18 protein-coding genes are annotated in these 18,160 nt (G+C 52.2%); 8 read left to right on the top strand and 10 right to left on the bottom strand.

Annotated elements, in window-relative coordinates; genetic code table 11:
* Window positions 1–144 precede the first annotated feature (144 nt).
* Complete coding sequence (locus BLL42_RS27630; RefSeq protein ID WP_129587022.1) at window positions 145–693, top strand: hypothetical protein; 549 nt, start codon at window positions 145–147, stop codon at window positions 691–693.
* Between the two features lie 451 nt (window positions 694–1,144).
* The gene (locus BLL42_RS27625; protein ID WP_081427372.1) at window positions 1,145–2,203 is read left to right on the top strand and encodes a site-specific integrase; all 1,059 of its coding nucleotides are present in this window, start codon (window positions 1,145–1,147) and stop codon (window positions 2,201–2,203) included.
* A gap of 44 nt (window positions 2,204–2,247) precedes the next feature.
* On the opposite strand, the gene BLL42_RS27620 is transcribed toward BLL42_RS27625, so the two are convergent.
* Window positions 2,248–2,496 (bottom strand): hypothetical protein, encoded by a 249-nt coding sequence (locus BLL42_RS27620; protein WP_071555906.1) that lies wholly within the window; start codon window positions 2,494–2,496, stop codon window positions 2,248–2,250.
* Between the two features lie 361 nt (window positions 2,497–2,857).
* Here BLL42_RS27620 and BLL42_RS27615 point away from each other — a divergent pair, with 361 nt between their 5' ends.
* From BLL42_RS27615 to BLL42_RS27600, 4 genes are read left to right on the top strand one after another with little or no spacing between them, the layout of a single operon-like run.
* Window positions 2,858–3,160 carry a hypothetical protein gene (locus BLL42_RS27615; protein WP_129587021.1) on the top strand — a complete coding sequence of 101 codons (303 nt, stop codon included), beginning with the start codon at window positions 2,858–2,860 and terminating at the stop codon, window positions 3,158–3,160.
* Window positions 3,160–4,188: a conjugal transfer protein TraF gene (traF, locus tag BLL42_RS27610; protein ID WP_071555904.1), complete on the top strand. Its 1,029-nt coding sequence runs from the start codon at window positions 3,160–3,162 to the stop codon at window positions 4,186–4,188. The genes BLL42_RS27615 and traF overlap by 1 nt, the downstream gene beginning before the upstream one ends.
* The gene (locus tag BLL42_RS27605) at window positions 4,172–5,596 is read left to right on the top strand and encodes a conjugal transfer protein TraH (protein WP_071555903.1); all 1,425 of its coding nucleotides are present in this window, start codon (window positions 4,172–4,174) and stop codon (window positions 5,594–5,596) included. Before traF ends, BLL42_RS27605 begins: the two co-directional genes overlap by 17 nt.
* Complete coding sequence (locus BLL42_RS27600) at window positions 5,596–8,715, top strand: conjugal transfer protein TraG N-terminal domain-containing protein (RefSeq protein WP_071555902.1); 3,120 nt, start codon at window positions 5,596–5,598, stop codon at window positions 8,713–8,715. The genes BLL42_RS27605 and BLL42_RS27600 overlap by 1 nt, the downstream gene beginning before the upstream one ends.
* A gap of 593 nt (window positions 8,716–9,308) precedes the next feature.
* Here BLL42_RS27600 and BLL42_RS27595 read toward each other — a convergent pair.
* The 3 genes from BLL42_RS27595 to BLL42_RS27585 are packed head-to-tail and all read right to left on the bottom strand — an operon-like array spanning window position 9,309 to window position 11,472.
* Window positions 9,309–9,992 carry a serine/threonine protein phosphatase gene (locus BLL42_RS27595; protein ID WP_071555901.1) on the bottom strand — a complete coding sequence of 228 codons (684 nt, stop codon included), beginning with the start codon at window positions 9,990–9,992 and terminating at the stop codon, window positions 9,309–9,311.
* Window positions 9,989–10,693 (bottom strand): hypothetical protein, encoded by a 705-nt coding sequence (locus BLL42_RS27590; RefSeq protein ID WP_071555900.1) that lies wholly within the window; start codon window positions 10,691–10,693, stop codon window positions 9,989–9,991. The genes BLL42_RS27595 and BLL42_RS27590 overlap by 4 nt, the downstream gene beginning before the upstream one ends.
* Window positions 10,690–11,472, bottom strand: coding sequence for a MarR family transcriptional regulator (locus tag BLL42_RS27585; RefSeq protein ID WP_081427397.1), 783 nt, complete (start codon window positions 11,470–11,472; stop codon window positions 10,690–10,692). The genes BLL42_RS27590 and BLL42_RS27585 overlap by 4 nt, the downstream gene beginning before the upstream one ends.
* A gap of 460 nt (window positions 11,473–11,932) precedes the next feature.
* Here BLL42_RS27585 and BLL42_RS27580 point away from each other — a divergent pair, with 460 nt between their 5' ends.
* On the top strand, window positions 11,933–13,642 hold the full coding sequence (locus tag BLL42_RS27580) for a DUF4145 domain-containing protein (protein ID WP_071555899.1): 1,710 nt from the start codon (window positions 11,933–11,935) through the stop codon (window positions 13,640–13,642).
* A 341-nt stretch (window positions 13,643–13,983) separates the two neighbouring features.
* Here the strand turns inward: BLL42_RS27580 and BLL42_RS27575 are convergent, their stop codons facing one another.
* Complete coding sequence (locus tag BLL42_RS27575) at window positions 13,984–14,517, bottom strand: hypothetical protein (RefSeq protein ID WP_071555898.1); 534 nt, start codon at window positions 14,515–14,517, stop codon at window positions 13,984–13,986.
* A gap of 294 nt (window positions 14,518–14,811) precedes the next feature.
* On the opposite strand from BLL42_RS27575, the gene BLL42_RS30110 reads away from it, so the two are divergent.
* Window positions 14,812–14,973, top strand: coding sequence for a hypothetical protein (locus BLL42_RS30110; RefSeq protein WP_161492363.1), 162 nt, complete (start codon window positions 14,812–14,814; stop codon window positions 14,971–14,973).
* Window positions 14,974–15,173: 200 nt separating this feature from the next.
* Here BLL42_RS30110 and BLL42_RS27570 read toward each other — a convergent pair whose 3' ends face one another.
* The 5 genes from BLL42_RS27570 to BLL42_RS27555 form a co-directional block, all read right to left on the bottom strand.
* Complete coding sequence (locus BLL42_RS27570) at window positions 15,174–15,404, bottom strand: hypothetical protein (protein WP_071555897.1); 231 nt, start codon at window positions 15,402–15,404, stop codon at window positions 15,174–15,176.
* Between the two features lie 46 nt (window positions 15,405–15,450).
* Window positions 15,451–15,609 (bottom strand): hypothetical protein, encoded by a 159-nt coding sequence (locus tag BLL42_RS30105; protein WP_161492362.1) that lies wholly within the window; start codon window positions 15,607–15,609, stop codon window positions 15,451–15,453.
* Between the two features lie 125 nt (window positions 15,610–15,734).
* A complete protein-coding gene (locus BLL42_RS27565) occupies window positions 15,735–15,977 on the bottom strand; it encodes a hypothetical protein (protein ID WP_129587020.1) in 243 nt (80 codons plus the stop codon).
* Between the two features lie 130 nt (window positions 15,978–16,107).
* A complete protein-coding gene (locus BLL42_RS27560; RefSeq protein WP_129587019.1) occupies window positions 16,108–16,932 on the bottom strand; it encodes a hypothetical protein in 825 nt (274 codons plus the stop codon).
* 57 nt (window positions 16,933–16,989) lie between these two features.
* Complete coding sequence (locus BLL42_RS27555) at window positions 16,990–18,081, bottom strand: DNA replication terminus site-binding protein (protein ID WP_071555894.1); 1,092 nt, start codon at window positions 18,079–18,081, stop codon at window positions 16,990–16,992.
* Window positions 18,082–18,160 lie beyond the last annotated feature (79 nt).

The following is an 18,160-nucleotide window of genomic DNA, read 5'->3' as shown; positions in this document are numbered from 1 at the left end:
CTTACGCGATTCACAGGTACTACCAACGCACGAGGGGAGACCTCGCTTTAGACAGAGTTTTTCGAAAAATTCAGTTACACATTAAAGGGGCTCTACCGGTAACTACCCTTCCTCAGAAGGTGATACGGGACAAAAGGGCTTTTTATGGATCTCGGCAAGACAATACTTTCTACTACCAAACAAAAACTGGTTGGCAGATGGTTATTGAGGAAAGGAAAGGAAGGTTTATCCTTGCAACTATTTATCAGCGACTCATTGACAAATGAACAAGCCGAAGAGGTAGTACGTGGCTACATAGATCAACATCGACATAAGATGTTAACTATTCTGCGTAGTCAGGACCCTCAGTTGTATAAGAAAGTGGCGAAGCAAAAGCCAGCAAAGCAAATTGTTTCACTGGCCAATAATGTCCAGTTACTAACAATGCTTTCTCATACCATTTTGTATGGCTATGGTTTTTATCCGAACGCAGATGTGATATTAAGACCTAATATGATGATCTATGTTTTAAAGTCAATAAGAGTTGACAAAGACAGTGATGGAAGTCCTCTTCAGGTACTTGCGACGATAGAACGCTTTGCAGAAAACGGTGCTGGTGACTTTGGTGAGGATGTCCGAACAGTTTCGATCACTGAGCTCATTTCGATGACCACAGGGGACACGGTGTCGATGGTCGACGTGAACTTGGGCTGACCGACCGTGTGGCCGTTCTCTACGTGAAATGTGTGCTGTTTGCCCCTGATTGCTCGACAGATTTCGCGTAGGCGCAAGATCTGAATGGTTGGGCCAAGCTGCTCCAGCCCCTTCGCCAGGTCGCGTCGACGAATTCAACTAGATCGGTAGAGGCGCCGGCCGTAGGCGTCCTGATCCGGGGGGGCTTGAGTCTGATACGCATATTTAAATAATTTTTCCAGGCCAATGCTAGGTACCATGCTCGCTAAGGGCCTGATTTGTATCCCGTTTCATATTTAGCTGTTTTTTCGCATATTTAAGTAATCTCGACACGCGCGTGACAAAATCATGCTGTATTTTTACTTATCTAAATAGTTGTTTTGAAAAGTAAAAGCTATAAGAAATCTGTCCTTTAGCGCGAAGCTCACTAAGGCAGATTGAAATTCCTCGGTTTCACCTGCGGAGCGTCACTTTGGAACCCTCGACTGACCTGGCCAGCTTCGACATTGACACGCTACTGGCCGACGATGATCAGAACATTGTTCTGAGTTCTTCCAGGCACCCTCAGAACAATCCGTACAGCAATTTCATCCGGAGGCTTGGCCCTGGATCAAAACTGACGATGAGGTACGCACTCCAGGAGGTCGCCACCATGCTGGGGGCCGAGGATGTGCCTCTGGAAGAAATTGCCTGGCAAAAAGTTGAGCGGGTTCACCTTTACGCCCTCGTCGAAAAAATGCGTCTGCATGGCTACGCTTCGAAAACATGCGGGCTTTATTTATCGGCGTTGAGGGGTGTCTTCAATGAAGCCAAACACCTCGAGCTGATCAGTTACGATCGGTTGCATAGCTTGCGCGAGGTAAAGCCATTTCGTGAGCAGCGGCTGCCTACCGGCAAATTTGTTGAGGAACAGGACTTTCACAAACTTTTGGCTGACTGTGTTTCTGACTGGCGACACCAGGGGCTTCGAGACGCAGCGATCATTTCGTTGCTCTATGGCTCCGGCCTTCGTAGAGCCGAAGGGGTAGCAATCGATCTTCAGAACCTCGATCAAAGCGAGTGGTTTGTGACGGTCATCGGTAAGGGGAACAAGGAACTCAAAAAGTGGATCGCCCCTGGCGCAGTGAAACGCATCAGCGCCTGGTTGGAGATCCGCAACGCGGCGGTTGGATCAGAGGGGCCTTTATTTACGCGGATCAGGAAAGGTAGAAAAAAAGTGGTGACTCAATCAGCACATGCCCAGGCATCTGGCTCAGACTCTGCCGAGCAAAAAGTCACGCCAGGCTTGATAACCGATGAGGGGCTAACCCCTCAAGCGATCTATTACATTCTCGATAAACGTTCCAAAGCATGCGGCGTCAAGGTTAAACCCCACGATCTGCGCCGCACCTTCATAACCCGCATGATCGACAAGCATGGTGAGGGGATGGCGCAGAAGTTGGCGGACCACGCGAACGTCACCACCACACTGCTTTATGACATGCGAGGGGACAAGGAGAAGCAAAAAATAATGAAGGGTGAAGACTTCTAACCTGGCGGACGAATACGTTGAGAACATCCACTTCAGACCGATTCCTATCTGTTGTAGTCCATCACTCGATCTACACCAAAATGGTTTAGACCTCCGAGGTGGGCTCTCTGCGCAAGCAATGACATCTCTTGCCAGCGGTCATTAGAAATCGCCCCAGTGTCCAGCATGCAGCGAAGATAACCATTTGCTTGGCCGTAGCTCAAATCTAGATCTACGACGTTGGCCGCGGTGCTGATCGCTGCGATGTAGAGGCGTGTTTTCTGCAAGCAGAGTTCGACTTTTTGCTCAGTCATTTGAAAAGCCCTTTCGTTTTCGTGGACGCAAAAAAACTCATCCAGGTATTGTCGAAAGCCCGATCAAGGGCCGGTGCGCGCAGTGAACATTACAGCAAAGGAGGCCAATCGTTAGCGTTTAGATGAACATTCCCTGACCAAATATAAACGCATCGTCTTTGATTCAGTGCACAGAGACGCCGCCTTTCTTGAATAATCGATACGGTACTAGCGTACGTTTTTTTCCGAATTCGCTGACTCCCCCTAACCGACAACTCATTGAAACCTGACCCCCAGACCGGGGGCAAACACCCTCCCCCTGCTCTCCCCACCTTCAATACCTTAACGGTAGACAAAACCAACCGGGATAAGGAGTTATAGGGTGAGCGCCTCAATGCATCTCAGTTATGCGGGCAACCTAGCCCGTGATGCTGTACGCCTTGTATCTGACGCGAAGTCGGATTTTGAACAGGACTACAAGCACAAGTATGGCTCCAAAATGACCTTGGCCCAGGTTGCTTCTGAGCTGGGCCTTTCTGAAATTACGATGAAGAAAAAGCTCGGGAGTTTGCGTTTTGAACACCTGCCCTGGGTTCTTCCAATCAGAAATGCAAGGGTCCGACCTGGGCGCAATGACGCCTTCTCTACCATTAAGGTAGCCGCATTCGCTGCCGGTGATCGCTGATGATTGAAAGTCGATCGTTAGGATTGCTCGTGAGTGCGGCTGCTTTGTGTCTGGCGCCTTTTGCTGTGGCCGACGGTCAGCGTGAGGGCAGCAATCCTGAAGCGATCGCAGGCCAGTCCTTCTATCAAGGAAAAAGCGAAGGGTGGTTCTGGTACCAGGAGTACCCGGATGCTGAGCCCGAGGTCAAGGAAATGCCACCTTTGCCCTCCCCCCCAACGCAACCTGCCCCTGAGCAAGTTTCCAAAGTTGAGCGGGATGAAACAAAGCCCTTCACGTCAGCTTGGATAAGGATTGAACTGCCGAAATTTCGAGATAGGGCAATGGACGATCCGTCGCCAGAGAACGTCCGGGCTTATTACTATCTTCAGCGGATGGCCATGGACAAGGCCACGAAGTTCTCTGAAATGTCGACCAACGTCATTATGAGAGACCCGTTTCTTGATGAAGATTCACGTCGCCCACAAGCTACCTATGCGGCGAACGCTATGGCTAGGGAAGCGTTGGATAAGCGTAACGAAGTAGTAAAGGAAATCGGCACTAAGTCCGGCTTGTTTTTCTTCTTTAAAAGTAACTGCATCCTATGTACGGAGCAGGCCGGCGTTTTGGTTGCTCTTCGGAATGCTACAGGCGTGCCAATTATCCCAATTTCCCTAGATGGCAAATCTTTGGATAATCAACTGTTCCCGGAGTATAAGGTTGACTCCGGTCAAGCTGAACAGTTAGGTATTTATCAAACTCCAGCTTTAGCGCTGGCAATCCCTCCTTCTAGAACGGAAGTCGTAGGTTTTGGAGCTGTTACGCTCGACACTTTACTCAATAGGATAGTTGTTGTGGCAAGGGATGCAAAAGTCATCACCACCAAACAGTATCAGTCAACACAACCTGTATTTGACAATGGCCTACTAATTTCTAAAGAGCTGCAGTCGGTCGATAAGACGGTACTTGAAGACCCGGCGCAACTTTCCCAATACCTTCAAGACCATTTGCGCGAAACCGTGAGGATGAATAACGATGAAATCGCTCCGTAAGACTGTTTTATCTCTCATGCTCACGGCAACATTCGGCTTATGTGCCACTGGTGCATATGCGAATCTGAATTCCCAGCTTGATAGTATGTTCAATAATATGTCTAACACTACAGCTCCTGGTGCTTATGAAACCGCTCGCCGTGGTGTTTTAACAGGGGGGGCGTTCACGACGAGAAACAAGATCATGACGACCTCACTTGTTTCGATTAAACCACCGTCGTTTGAATCAGGTTGCGGTGGCATTGATATGTTTGGTGGCTCGTTCTCGTTTATCAACGCTCAACAGTTTGTTCAGTTACTACGGTCGGTAGCAAGTAACGCTGTTGGTATCGCATCTGGTTATGCATTCAATATGGCCCTCGATGCGTTGTGCCCTACCTGCCAGAAACATATCGAAACCCTCCAGAAAAAAGTTCAACAGCTGAATCAGATGTTTTCCAACAGTTGCCAATTAGCACAGGGTCTAGTTACAGATGCATTCAGCGCCATAGATAGCAAGCGGGAGAGTGCTTCTAGTTCCAAATCTGTCTCTAAAGGTCTATCAGACGTGTTCGGTAGCTGGGGGGACTCTACAAAGTCCACCAGCTCAAAAAACTATGAGGCCGGTGTATTCGAAATGTGTAAGGACCAGGGTAACGTCCTCTGGTGCCTTATGCAGGAGAAAAACACCAAAGGTATTTATACCTATGGCGACACCCAGACTCAAGAATTGATCATGAGCATCGTTGGCTCTATAAACCTTGGCGCGCCTGATCAAAGCGCTGCGGACGGGAAAGGTAAAGTCCCTAGCATAAGCTACATCCAACCTACCGGTCTGAGCCTTAAGGACTTCCTTGAGGGCACAGGGGACGGTACGGCGCCTGTCTACAAGTGCGATGACGATGATTACTGTACAAAGCCTTCTATGAAGGAGATAAAGATCGAGGGTTTGGCTCAGAAAATCGAAAAGGCGTTCAGCGGTGTTGGTGGAAGCATCGGTATTATCGGTAAGTTCTATCATAACACCGGTTCTTTTAGCGACGATGAGAAGCGCATGATCGGCAGTTTGAACGGGACCCCGTTCGGGACAATGATCCGCAACTTGGCTAGCCGATCCGATAGTCTGGCTCGTACTTACGTCAGAACTAACTCCCGCGTTATTGCTCTTGCAATGTCTCAATATTTTATGGACGAACTGTTGAGAGGTGCTGATATGGCGATTGCCGGTGCTACCATTCCTCATACCGAAGAAGCCGTTCGTAAACTTGCTGAGGCTCGGAAGAAATTTGACTCTGAAATCATCTCGTTGCGGATGCAGTTCGGTGGAGAACCTCAATTGATCAGTCAATATCGCGAATTCATGGCCGCCATGCCAAAAACAAGTCTTTTTATAGGTCGCGCGGCTAACTATCCAGAGGCATCTAACTGATGGCTGCCGAATTTACAATTAATTCCATTGGATACGCCCGATTCCTGGGCGAAATCCTCAACGCTGTGGCCATGATATCCGGTACTGGCGATGTCGAGGCGCTGGCTCGCATTGGTTTGATGTTTGGCGTGTTCTTGATTGCATTTCAAGCAGTCAGCAACAATACTGGAATTCAGTTTCACAAATTATTGGCATGCGTGATTCTGTATCTTGCTATGTTTGGGGCCACGGCAACAGCTATTGTTGAAGATAAGTACACCGGTGCTGTCGAAGTTGTAGATGGCGTACCACTTGGTCCAGTTGCTGTGGGTTCCTTCTTGTCCGGTATCGGTATCACACTCTCAGAACTATTTGAGCAAGGATTTTCAACGCCGGCCATGACCCAATATGGTTTTGCGGACCCTCTAGATACTCTGATGAAGTTCCGTAGAGTCACGCAAGATATGACGGCTATACCAGCTTTTAATCAGACTGGTGGAGCGGGTGACCTCTACTCCTCATGGATGAACTACGTCCGCGAATGCACAATGGTAAATGTTGAAAGAGATCCAAGTGCTTTCAATAAGATCAAGAACGAGGGCTCGCCTATGCAAGCTCTACGTTTTGATTCGGCAGTTTACGGAACATTAATTTATGCTCCGGGTGGAGAGGAGTTGTTGAACTGTTCTGATGCACATACGCGGTTGGTAGAGCTTACAACTAGCCAACTACCGTCATTGATGGACTCGACTAAGTCGGCCTTCCCAAAGCTTAATGACGGCTTCGAAGTTGAAGGAAAAGTGACCGACTCGTTGAATTCGTTAGGGATTGCAGCTTCTGATGCCCGTGAGTTCGCGCTGGCCAGCGCCCTTCTCCCTTTGTTCCAGGACGGACCCGCTTCCAAAGCCATGGCCGATATGCAGGATGCTGCAGCAATCATGATGAGCCAGGCTATGATGCAGCAGAACACCCAGTGGGCGGCGGAAGGAAACATGTTCGTCCGGAACGTCAGGCCATTCTTGACGTTTTTTGAGGGTTTCATCTACGCGATATCGCCGTTGATGGCCTTCATCCTTGTTCTTGGCAGCCAAGGAATTTCCATGCTCGGGAAGTATCTGTTGATGGCTGCCTGGATGATGCTTTGGACACCCATCATGGCGATCGTCAATCTGTTCATCATTTCGGGCGCCAAGTATCAGATACAGAGCCTGATGCTGAATCAGTTGCAAACCTCTCAGATCACCTTTGAGTCCGTTATGCAGGTCGAGCGCATTCTCGGTACCTGGGTGGGTGTTGGTGGCTACATGGCGGCTTCTGTGCCTGTGCTGTGCGGATTCCTTGTGTGGGGCGGCTCGGTTGCTGGTATGAGCATCGCCAACCGAATGAACGGTCGAGATACTATCGATGAGAAGATTGTAAGCCCGGATGTCGTAACCCCAGGTGCAGGTATGGCCATGTCTGCTCTTGCGCAAAATGATCCGACGATGGGTAGTCGCATTACGAACTCAGAAATGAACCGACCCAACCTTAATGCGAACTCTGCACTTACCAGCTCTGTCCAGTCAGCACAACAGACAGCCGAAGGCGCCCAAACATCGCTCAATCAGGCGTTCAGCCGTGGTGTCCAGAACTCGTACCAGAATGCGAGCTCGTCGACCGATCTTGCTCAACTAGGACAAACTGTCGGTGGGGCCTACGGTGTTTCTGGGTCTTCATCGTACAAAGACTTTGCTTCGCAAGCTCGTTCGGAAGGGATCTCCGAGAAGTCAGTCAATGCGTACATGGGCGCTATTGGTGCTAGCGGTTCTGCTGGTTTAGAGGCGCTAGGTACCGGTGGCAAACTTTCTGGCCAGGTCGGTAAGAACCTGACGGAGTCTGATAACAAGGATTTGGGCAGGCTCGCGCAAATTGGCGAAGAGACGGGATTCAATAAGGCTTTGACTGGCTCCATTAACAATGGAGTCAACGCACAGCAGGCCCACTCGTTGTCTAATGCTGAAACATCGACTTTCTCTTCTTCCGATTCGGAACAGATCTCCAAGCAGTCCCAACAAACTCTTTCTGCTCAGAAGAGTTACCAGGAAATGTCTGGTCTGCAGAACATGTTCGGTTCCTCCAGCTCTATAAAGCTCGATGCTGTGGCTCAGGACGTGTTGAAGTCCGACGGAGCTGCGGAGCGTCTTCAACAAGCCGTATACGGGTCAGGCCTACAGGAAAAAGCAGCTTCCTTTGCAGCAACCTATGGTTCGACAATGGCGGATCCTAAGGCGGCTCAAGTCGCTGGTATGGTTCAGGCCTTGGCAACCAGCGGTGACTGGGAAACTGTTGCCTCTGTCATGCCTGGAACTGCGGGCTTCGGTGTCTCGAACGATGCCCATAACTCGAATCTGGCAATGAAGGGACCTTCAGTTGATGCCGAAGGGATGTCAAATCGCTTCGATCACATGGGTGTCAACGATTTGGGCGGCGTTGCCGGTGCTGGTGCCCGTGATTCACTGTTTCAACGTGGAAAAAGCGAGGCTGAAAATCTTGGTAATTCAGGTATCAATGCTGCGCGCTCTGACCACAGAGAGCGTGCTGACCAACTTGAAGTACCGAAGGTTGGTCAATTTGGTGCAGGCGAGCGTTTGACTCATGCGGTTGTGAGTGAATCGGCGGGCGTAATGGGGACTGCGCTTGAGAAAGCTGCCGAAGCCGGGATCATCCACCCCAACGCGGCAGGATCATACGGACCAGGACAATTGCGGCCTGATTCGCCTGTACCTGCCTCACTGGATAATCCCCCCCTGCCCCACCTCAAACCGGTGGGCACGATCTGCACGATGTCCCACGTCTTCCAGCCGATACACGGCCAAGCACCGTGTCTCCGAGCTTCGCGCCGGAACAGCCTCAAGCTCAGTCTTCCGGTGGGCACGATCCATACGATGTCCCTCATCTTCCAGCGGATACACGACCAAGCGCCATGTCTCCGGACTTTGCGCCGAAACAGCCTCAAGCTCAGTCTTCCGGTGGGCATGACCTTCTGGATGTCCCTCAGCTACCTCCCGAAACTGGACCAACTGATAAACCGCCTTATATGCCTGGACGGTAAATTAAGCCCCGCTCGGCGGGGCTCTTTATTTACGAGTTGGCACCTGTAGATCCCGCAAATGCTTAATCTGCTCTACCCATGGGTATGGTTTTACGATGCAGGTGCTGTGGAATTCTGAACGATACAGTAGTTCTGCCGTCGGAGAACTCATCCCCGCTCAGCCTGCAGAGAAGGAAGTCGACGTTCTAAGCTTGGTGTTCACCCCAGATCTTCAGTCTACCGTTTCCGGACCGCGTTACGCTCAAGGGCGCGCATGATGTCGGCCTCGCTTCGGGTGATGTCGCGCCGCTGCTCCTGGTTGGCCGTAAAGGCGTGGCCGCTGTCGGTTTCCGAAATAAATGCGAATTCCTCGAGATAAATGCGACTGTCACAAAAAGCATTTCGCGCCCTTCAGGCGCTAACAAGGCCGCGCATCGATGGGCGTCATAGGCTTTCGAGCTCCTTATCACAGCTCGACGGTTCGTGATAATTCGCTTCCATCTGGTGCAGGTGCCATTGGCATTCACCCCACCGGTCAAGTGAGAGCTGCAAATTACTGTGCACACAAAATTACATTGCCTCTCCGATATATTGTGCCGAACGCATGTCCAGCAGCCCAACCGCTAGGATCTGCTGACGAGTTGTGACTGTGGTCGGGTGATATTAAGCCGGGATCTGAACGACTATCCAGGAGACGTCGTCATCGACATAGGTGGGATCGGACATCTCAGCTCCAAGCAACTGAGCTTGTGTCACATCGCTCAAGTCAGCCCAAAAGCCATCGGTGGCAAAAACCAGTTTCTCACCTTCAACGGTCGCCCTTGTGACTATCTCAGGGTCTGGTTTTTTCCGTGCTTTGAAACTCCGACTTATTTGGTGCCGGCCTAGATCTGCTGCCAGTTGTCTGTGATCGCGATCACGCTTCCAGTTGGCAAGACAGTGAGGTGCTGTGAACCACGTGATCGGGCTACTTGAGATTTCCACACTACCAGCACAGCAGTCGCCTTCGTAAGCGATTGTGAGAAGTCCTGCGGCGGCTACCCCGACCAGATAACTCGCCGAGCCTGTGAAGGCCGTCGAGAAGAGAGTGTCGTGTGCGTCATTCAATACCTCCTTGAGCAATACCGCTGCCTCTTCATGGCTGTTATCCGAGCAGCCACTCGCGATTTTCTCGCAATATCGTGTGAGTATCTGGTCGATCAGTGCCTGTGCGAGCTGGCCGCTGCCGGGTTTAGACGTGCCATCGACTACGACAAAAATTCCCCGGACTCCATCAAATGCTGCCCCTACACAATCGCGGTTCTCGTCTCTGGCTTGCCCCTTAACAGACCTTGTTGAGTAGATCATTTGACGTTACTCAACTGTTTAAGACGTTGATAAATCACCTTGCCTCGGCCCGGGTTCGCGCTGACTGAATGCGAGCTTTCAATAACATGTTCGAAAGAATTGAGTGCCAGCAGACCGGCGATACCGGCCGCAATATACGCCCGTAGTTCTTGATCCGCTTCGCTAACCTCTTCTAGCAAGCTCTCTCGACCGTCTACAACGAGAACGATATCCTCGACATCTTTATGGTAGGCATAGCCGTTACCTCGGCCTTTGAACGCTTCGAGCTTTGTAGCGACAAAATAGGTTGGTTTGAAGATTTTGATCGCAATCCCGCTTGGGAGTGTGGTGGTGTCTGCGTTCGCCAGACCATCCACGAACCAGCGGTTTTCATAGCCGAGTATTTCCTTCACGGATGGCATCACGTCGACAATGACGTCGTTGAACTTGAACCGACACGTCACATCGCTGTGCTCGGCGGTAATTTTGAAACCCTTCGCCGCCAAGCGTTCTGTAAGTCTTTGCCAATCAGCAATTCCACCCAGCTCAATGACTAGGTCAACGTCATCAGTGCTGCGGATATCGTCCAGCACAATGTCGTCAGTGCATAGAAGCCAGGTTGTAGAGCCGCCAACAAAAGCGACCTCCCTTAAAAGCTCGTCGCCCAATCCTTCCGCGACGGCGCTCAACATCTCGAAGTTGTGATCTGAGGCAATGCTCAAAGGCCCATACCTTTTTTAAGGAGTTGAATTGCAACGCTGGTTTCGCGGGGTCCGCCCAGCCTGATGGAGTCCACTAGCGCTAAATAGTGGTAAAGGGTGCGGTCGTTCTTCACAGCTTCAGGCACTGTCTTGTAAATGGGTTCGACGGCCTGGCCACGCTCTGTGCCATGCGGGTCGGGCCAGACATGGATATTTCCACCCGCGCTTTTGAGGTGCTTGGAAAGTACCGGCGATGCAAACCCTGTTGGAATTCCTCTCACCAGGGCGCCAGGCTTGACTGGAAAAAAGTACTTCAGCGCGTGCTCGGTTATTTTTAAAAGAGCAAGGCGATTCACCTTGGGCAGGGACGTCTCATAGTCGTTTGTTACAAGCCCAGCCTCCCGGCACCGGACGAATGAGTTTGAGATTTCACTTTTGCTCAAGCCCAAGGATTCAGCAAGAGACCTCAGGGTGTAGCGGTCTTCCCATTTAGCCGCGGCCCTTTTCTGGGGGATATCATCGTCGGCGCCCCATCCCTCCCACTTGAACGAGTCCGCGTCGATGATGCGTTTAACGGCGACCTCGATGTTGTCCCAGGATTCGTCAGCCGGCGGGGAAGTGATAAATTTCAATTCAGGGGTATAGCCATCAGGCAGTAAGTCAATCAAGGAAAGACCGCCCCATGCCACTGTTTGGCGGCCAGTCGGCGACACCTCTTCCTGTGCGTGAAGGCTGGCCATTTTATACATGAGTAAAATGTCTTGACTTTTCACACGGAAACAACCTCTCTCTGTCCACATTCCATAAAACGTGGACAAATGTCGCATGCTGTTTTTGTCGATGTCAAAGCTATTTTTCGAATCCCTTCTGAGGAAGATCCCTGCGAAGGTTGAAGCTATACGATTCATTTGCCGATTAATGAACGCGTCGGGTTGCTTTGACTATCGCCCCGGACACTCCTGTGCCATCAGGCATTGCTTCATACACGTCAGTCAGTGCAAGCACCTTGGTCCAGTAAGATAGGCCACGGCGCCTTCAAGCCAGAAAAGACCACCTGATGACACAGACGCTCTTTGGCTTGGGACAATCATGTGTTCATGTTCATGTGTTCATGTGTTCATGTGGCGGGTGTTAAAATTCTATTTTCAAGTATGAAGCTAGCTTCGTATCTATACTCAGATAACGACAATTTATTGCCTCGGCCCACGATATTTCTAGCTTGATGGGCGAGGCAGTCGTACTCATCTCTAACGGATAATCATGGACGACATCGAGTTTGCGAAGGGCGCGACGCCCGAAATTGGACGCCTCTACCAGGCTGGCAAAGCCTTTAGCGTGGACACGCCCATTCATGCGCTTACCTATCTTCGGGGGCTTGCGGCGAGTTTTTGCGTCTACCTAGATAAGGATCTCTCTGATGTTGGGCTTGATGCCAGAATCAAGAGCCTGAATGGCCGCAGCATGCTGAAACCACCGGCACTTCGCTACCTTAAGACCCTTCAGTGGACAGGGAACATCGCTGCTCACCCTGAGGACTTCGAGTTCGAAGAGCATGATTTCCATGCACTAGTAGCCCAAGCCTTGGATGCGGCTCGAGACCTGATCAAGCATATCTATCAGCTGCGTTATGAGGAGGTGCCTCGGTACGAGATTGTCGCAGTGGAGTCCAGCGCACTGCGGGACATGTGCTATCGCGCCATGCTGGAAAGCGACGTTGAGGCCATGAACCAGGCGGGGGAGTACTTCAAGGAAAAGGCTGACCAGATCACGAAGCAAAAAACGCTTTTGCGGTTTGACGGATACAGCGTCGAAGCCTGGCCATATATAGACCAGGCGATGTACTGGTTTAAGCGAGGAGCAGAGGAGAGCCATCCCAACTGCATGTATCAGGCTGGCATCTACGAAGTAAATCGAAGCGATGTAGGTGAACAAAAAAAATCAGATGGCGAACGCCTGATTTCACGTGCTGCCGACGCCGACCATGTTGAAGCACTTGTGTATGTGGCCCACGGGTACATCGACGGTACTGGAATTTTTATCGAAGACCACGTTGTAGCCCGTGAGCTGTTCGAGAGAGCGGCCAGGCAAGGACATCCGCAAGCGCTTGGGCAACTTGGAGCGATGTATGCGAAAGGCTTAGGCGGCGAGGTCAACCCCGTAGCGGCTGCGCAATGCACACTCCAAGCAGCAGAGGCTGGATTCCCGCATGCCCAGTTCAATCTATTCGTGTTTTACCATGACGGGAATGTCTTGCCGAAGGACGAGGCTGAGTCTCTTAGGTGGCTTATCGAGGCTGCAGACCAAGACCACCCCGGCGCTGTCTACAACTTGGCTTGCTGGATTCAGGCCGGCAGAGTCCCTGGCCGATTGAAAACCGATGCACTGGCTAAGTTCGAGCGAGTCGTGCGTTACGGGAAGTATCGGACTTACCGAGCTCGCGCGGCGCTGTCCTTTGCCGAATTGACTGAGGCACTTCATCTGGATGTGAAAGGTCTAATTAAGGCAGCGGACCTTTTACAAATTTGCTACGAAACAATCTCCAAAGATGATGATCCCCACAGCCTAAGAGAAGACTGCCTGGCAATCGCTGCCAGGCTGATAGGACGAGTGCGAGCGCATATTGGTCGTTATGGCTCAGATCGCGAGACGGGTGTGGAAGATTTAATGATCTGTGCGCTCTTCGATAAGAACGGTGTTCCCGTTGTCGACCGAAGCGCGCGCACGCAGGATATAGAGTCCACTTTGGAGAGCCGCGGCCTGCAAGCAAAAGAACAAAACACGAAATATCTTTACCGTGAGGCCTGTGTGATCCCGCTCCGCCCCGCTGTCGACGTAAAGGAATCTTCGCGTAGCACATTTCTGACTTCGGAGCCGGTTCTCACCAGAGCGCCTGGCGGGGAGAAGTTGGGGCGTAATGATTTTTGTTATTGCGACTCAGGTAAGAAGTTCAAGAACTGCCATGGTCGTTAGGTCTGCGCTACGACTAAAGGTCCAATGCGCGAGTTGGTGACCATGATGGCTGTCAGGCTTGTCTTTTACCTACCCCCTAGGGCTGTCGCACCTATTGCGCGTAAATCCAGACGTGGGCGCAGCTAATTCCGATATTGGTCGCATTTAATGTGGGAGAGATTTAGCGAAAAAACGAGAGTCACAGGCTGTGTCATTCGCATTTATTTGTACAACCTACAGCCGCCGTCGCGGATCGCGCGCGCCGCCAAATAGTCCTCGGCGGCCAGCAGTTTGTCGAACCACTCTGCGCTTGCGCAGCAGCTGCAGCGTCGAACCCGCCAGCAACCTCCTGTGCTCCAGGCCTACCCGGCGCTACCCTGCTTTTCTGGTGCCTCACGGGCCTGCTCTTCAGCGTAATCCTGCATCCAGTTCTGCGCATTATCTAACGTGATGAAGGCCATGTGTTGCGCGGCCTCCAGCGTATCCTGCCAGCGCGGATACGGCGGGCTGAAGCCGTCCTTATGCACCACAATCACCAGCCACCGCCCCTTCGTTTGCGGGGCCACGGTAATCCTGAAATCCTCGATCTGCGTTGTGTGCGAGCCATCGCCCAGCTCCGTCCACAGCGCGTTGCCATAGGTGCGCAACAGACGGCGCTTGAAGCGCACCATCTGCCGCACCAGAGCCAGCAGTTCGCCGGAGACCTTAATCTGGCCCTCAAGGGCCCGGTTGATCCCGCGCAGAATGGTCTGCGGTGAGCGGTAGTCGCCCAAGGAGCGCATGCGATCCATCAGCGCAGCCGGCGTCCAGCCCAGCTCGTCCAGGTCGTTGCGCAGCTTCTCGGCCAAGACAGCGACCGTCTGCTCGGCATTCAGAAAATCATCGTCGCCAACCATAGCTGCTCCGCTTGCGTCGTATGTTAGATGACATTATGTCACAGTTAGCACGACATTTCGACAGTCTGACGTGAATTATGGCCCAGCCATAATTCCGAATAATTCCCCCGGTCTGAGCCGGCAAGCCGCGTGTACGTGGCTGCGAATAACGGGATATTCCCCAGCCTCTCCCCGCCTTCGTGGCTCCGCGCACCCATTTTCGGTGCACCGGACTTTTTTCGGTTCTCGGGCTTCGAATTGGTCAGGTCGACCTCGACCCCCTATAAATAGTCAGAACCTATTAAAAACAATCCAATGTTCGACTATCTACTATTCGTCTTTCTGTCCGTCCAAATTCTGGCCCTCGACCTGGCCGACCAGGTTAAACCCTACGTTCCCCTGTTCCAGATCCTCAGTGTCGTCGTGGCCATCGTGGTCGGCGGGTTCACCGTGGCCAACGTCCTCCACCACTGGTGACCTCGATCCCCCACCGGATCCGGTGGGGGACTTTTCCGGTACCGGCGTATCGCCGAGCAGGAACGCGGCGTCGGCCGCCTGCACGGTTGTGACGATGGCGTTGCCAGCGGCCTACTAAGCCGCCAGGGTGGACTGGAGTTTGTCACTGTCGATCATCGGCTGGGTTCCTTTCTGATCGGGGAAATGTCGGTACCGGCGCCCTACCCTTCGGCGTCGGCTCGCTCGACCTCGGCGTCATCATCCGCCTCGGCCAGTTTCGATTGCAGCCGCTCGCCACGGTTCATCATCTGCTCAGCATCGAGCACCATTTGCGCCAAGGCGTCATGCACATCCACCGGCTGACCGGTCAACAAATCACCGTAGCCTTCCACGTCCAGAGCGTCACTTACCTCGGCATAGACCGCCGCTTTTTTCGGGGTTAACTCTGGCATGGCGGGGATTCCTTTCGGTTGAATTCGTTATAGGTAACGCGGCGGGCTACTCGCCCGAGTCGGTGAGTTCGTCCAAAAGTACCTGCCGTTTACGGCGCACGGTCGTGGCTTGGCGAATCAGCCCCATCATTTCGTCACGGCTCAGCAGTCCGGCCAATTGCAGCCCCTTGGCCACGCCATTGGCGACCAGACAGGCTTGCCGCATGTCGTGACGATCCCCCCCCCCCCCCCCGCGAAACCGCCGACAGGTAATACGTCTGCCAGTGCTCTAGGGCGGCGGCTTTCTCGTCGTAGGTGAACGTCGCCATACCGGGGTTCCTTTCTCGTTGCCTATTGCTCGGCGACCTGGCCCCGCTCGACTTCCACCGCCAGCCAGTGCGCTAGGGTTCCGCAGGCGTTCGCCCAGTCGGTGCTGGCCTTCTGGTAGTCTGCCTGGAACTGGTCGGTTTGCGCTTGGGTCACCGGTTGCGGCAACTCGCGATAGGCCTTGGCCAAGGCGTAGCGCGGCTCGTTGGCCGCATCGACGGCAGCCAGGTACGGCAGCAGCGGTTCAGTATTAATCATTAGGGGCATCGCTTCTGAATCCTTTCTGTTCGGTTCGTTAGGGGGAACGTGGCGGCCTACATTGGTGTTTAGCCATGTTGTCGACCGCTTCATTTTGCTATTCCGCGTCCAATGTGTTCATGGTGTGATCTTTAGGAAATTAACGATCCATTCCCGTTCCATATGCATTCCCTTCGATGTCCACATCACCCATCATCGGCAAGCCAGTTGCTGGATTTGTCATCAGGAAGGTTTCTTCAGGGCCCCCCATCACATTTCTGTTTGCTGTCGTCGACGAATGCCCCATGCCTGGATCTACTTTCTGCGCGCTGGCAATAAGTATGTACAACATTGCGAATACACCGCCGACTGCACAGATCCCAAGCGCATTCTCTGTACTACCATGCGTTGTGAAGTAGACAGCACCGTAGGCAATAGCGGCGCCGACAATGAACGAGGCGATTGACAAGTCTTTGCCTTTAACCCGAGCCATCACAGTGACCATAACGAAGACCATCCCAGCTACTGCGGCAAGAAACTCACCAGTCCCCTTCCCTTCTTCCTTGACGGCCCAGACCATAGCTAATGCGAGTCCTAGCTTGATCAGCCCCATAATCATTGAGGAGCCGGTCGCTTTATCAATCTTACGCAGAACATTCTGAATTGCATTCACTGCGTAGTGCGCTGGATTCTCCCAAGGCAATATTTCTCTACTTGCCTGCTCTAGGTACTCTGCTTTATTCGATACGCTTTCTTTCAGCTCATCGGCCATATTGATGAAGTCAGCCGCCAATGCTTGATCCGCGCCGTTCGATTCAGCTTTAGTCAAAATGGCAGCCATCGAGCGCAGCAGTAGATTTTGGTGGTCGCTCAAACCTGGAGTTACCCCGGTATTCCGGTTGATGGTCACCCGTACAGATAGAGCTGCCTCGATGTGCAGCTCCACAATCCGTGCTTCGTCGACAATCAGATTCAGATAGTTCATGGGGTTCTCCTCGGTTTGTACTTCCATTGTAACCCCCTCCGATTTAATGCAAGTCCTCTACGTTTTTTGGTTGTACGTTGAGTCCAGGGGCAGAGCTGTCCCGTGACCCACCTCGCCGTTACCGGACTCGCGATCCGTCTGTAGGTAAAGGTCCAACCGCGGAATGACGGGTTGGCGAGTTGCCTTGTCCGATCGGAGACGCCGAGCCTTTTCTGGATCGAACGTCCCTAAGCCATCCACTCTTGGCCAGGGAGCTTTTTCATCCATGACAACGAAAATAGGTAGGTTGGCGTGTGGCATGGCATCGTATCGAGCACCTTCTCCAAAGTAGAGCATTACGCGCGGATGTGGGGCAATTGGTCTGTATCGATGCATTACAGCATCCTGACTCAATCCACTGAGTGCTCTCAGTTCCATTCGGCGTTGTTGTTCTTTTGGTAGATCCTCTGCACGGACAGCATCTTCCAACTGCATCTGCAGCTTTTCGATAACCGTCGAGAGAGCCACCATTTCCGGCGCGGCTGTATTCCCCGCCCAGGTGAAAAGAATACGTCGTGGCGTTCCGTCAAACACCTGGATCCGGCGTTCAATCTGCTTAAGAACCACCTGTACTTTTAAAACCGTCCGGGCATATTTCCCTTTGGACATTGTCTTTAGATTTGATTTTTGGGTTTCAGTGTCGAGCAGATCCAAGAAACTCTGCCGAGCCCTATTTGCCGCACGGGCCGAAGCGAGTACCGAGGTATGAACGCCTATCCAGCCAGGTAGACGCATCACCGTTCCTGGGTGTTGAGTCTCTTCCTTTTCAAACTGTGCCATGGCCCTACTTGAAGCTTCGATAGCCTCCTGCCCTTCCAACATTATTGGTGTAATCGCGTTTGAACTTTGAGCGGTGGCCTTTATTGGCAAAACCCATACCTGTGCTGCAACGACTTTGGACATCCACTCTGAATTGAAATCATGCTGCGCGCGGTTCATATCGTTCCACGCATCGTGTAAGTCGAAAATCATCGCTCCCCCCTTACCAGCGCATACGTTCACTAAGGTCATGTTCTTTGTGGCGCCATTCCCATGGTCCAAGCCGAACAGCGTAATACCAGCCCTATGCTCGATGTTCAATATAAACCATATACCCTCTTCCCCGTCCATTCTCCCTACCTTCCACCTTCAACCTACCTTCCCTTTTCCCTCCCATCGCGCGAAGCGCTGCAATCAGTGGCCGAGCCGG

Origin of the sequence: Pseudomonas frederiksbergensis (assembly GCF_001874645.1) — a bacterium.
GTDB classification, from domain to species: domain Bacteria; phylum Pseudomonadota; class Gammaproteobacteria; order Pseudomonadales; family Pseudomonadaceae; genus Aquipseudomonas; species Aquipseudomonas frederiksbergensis_B.
This window is presented reverse-complemented; position numbering and strand designations above follow the sequence as displayed.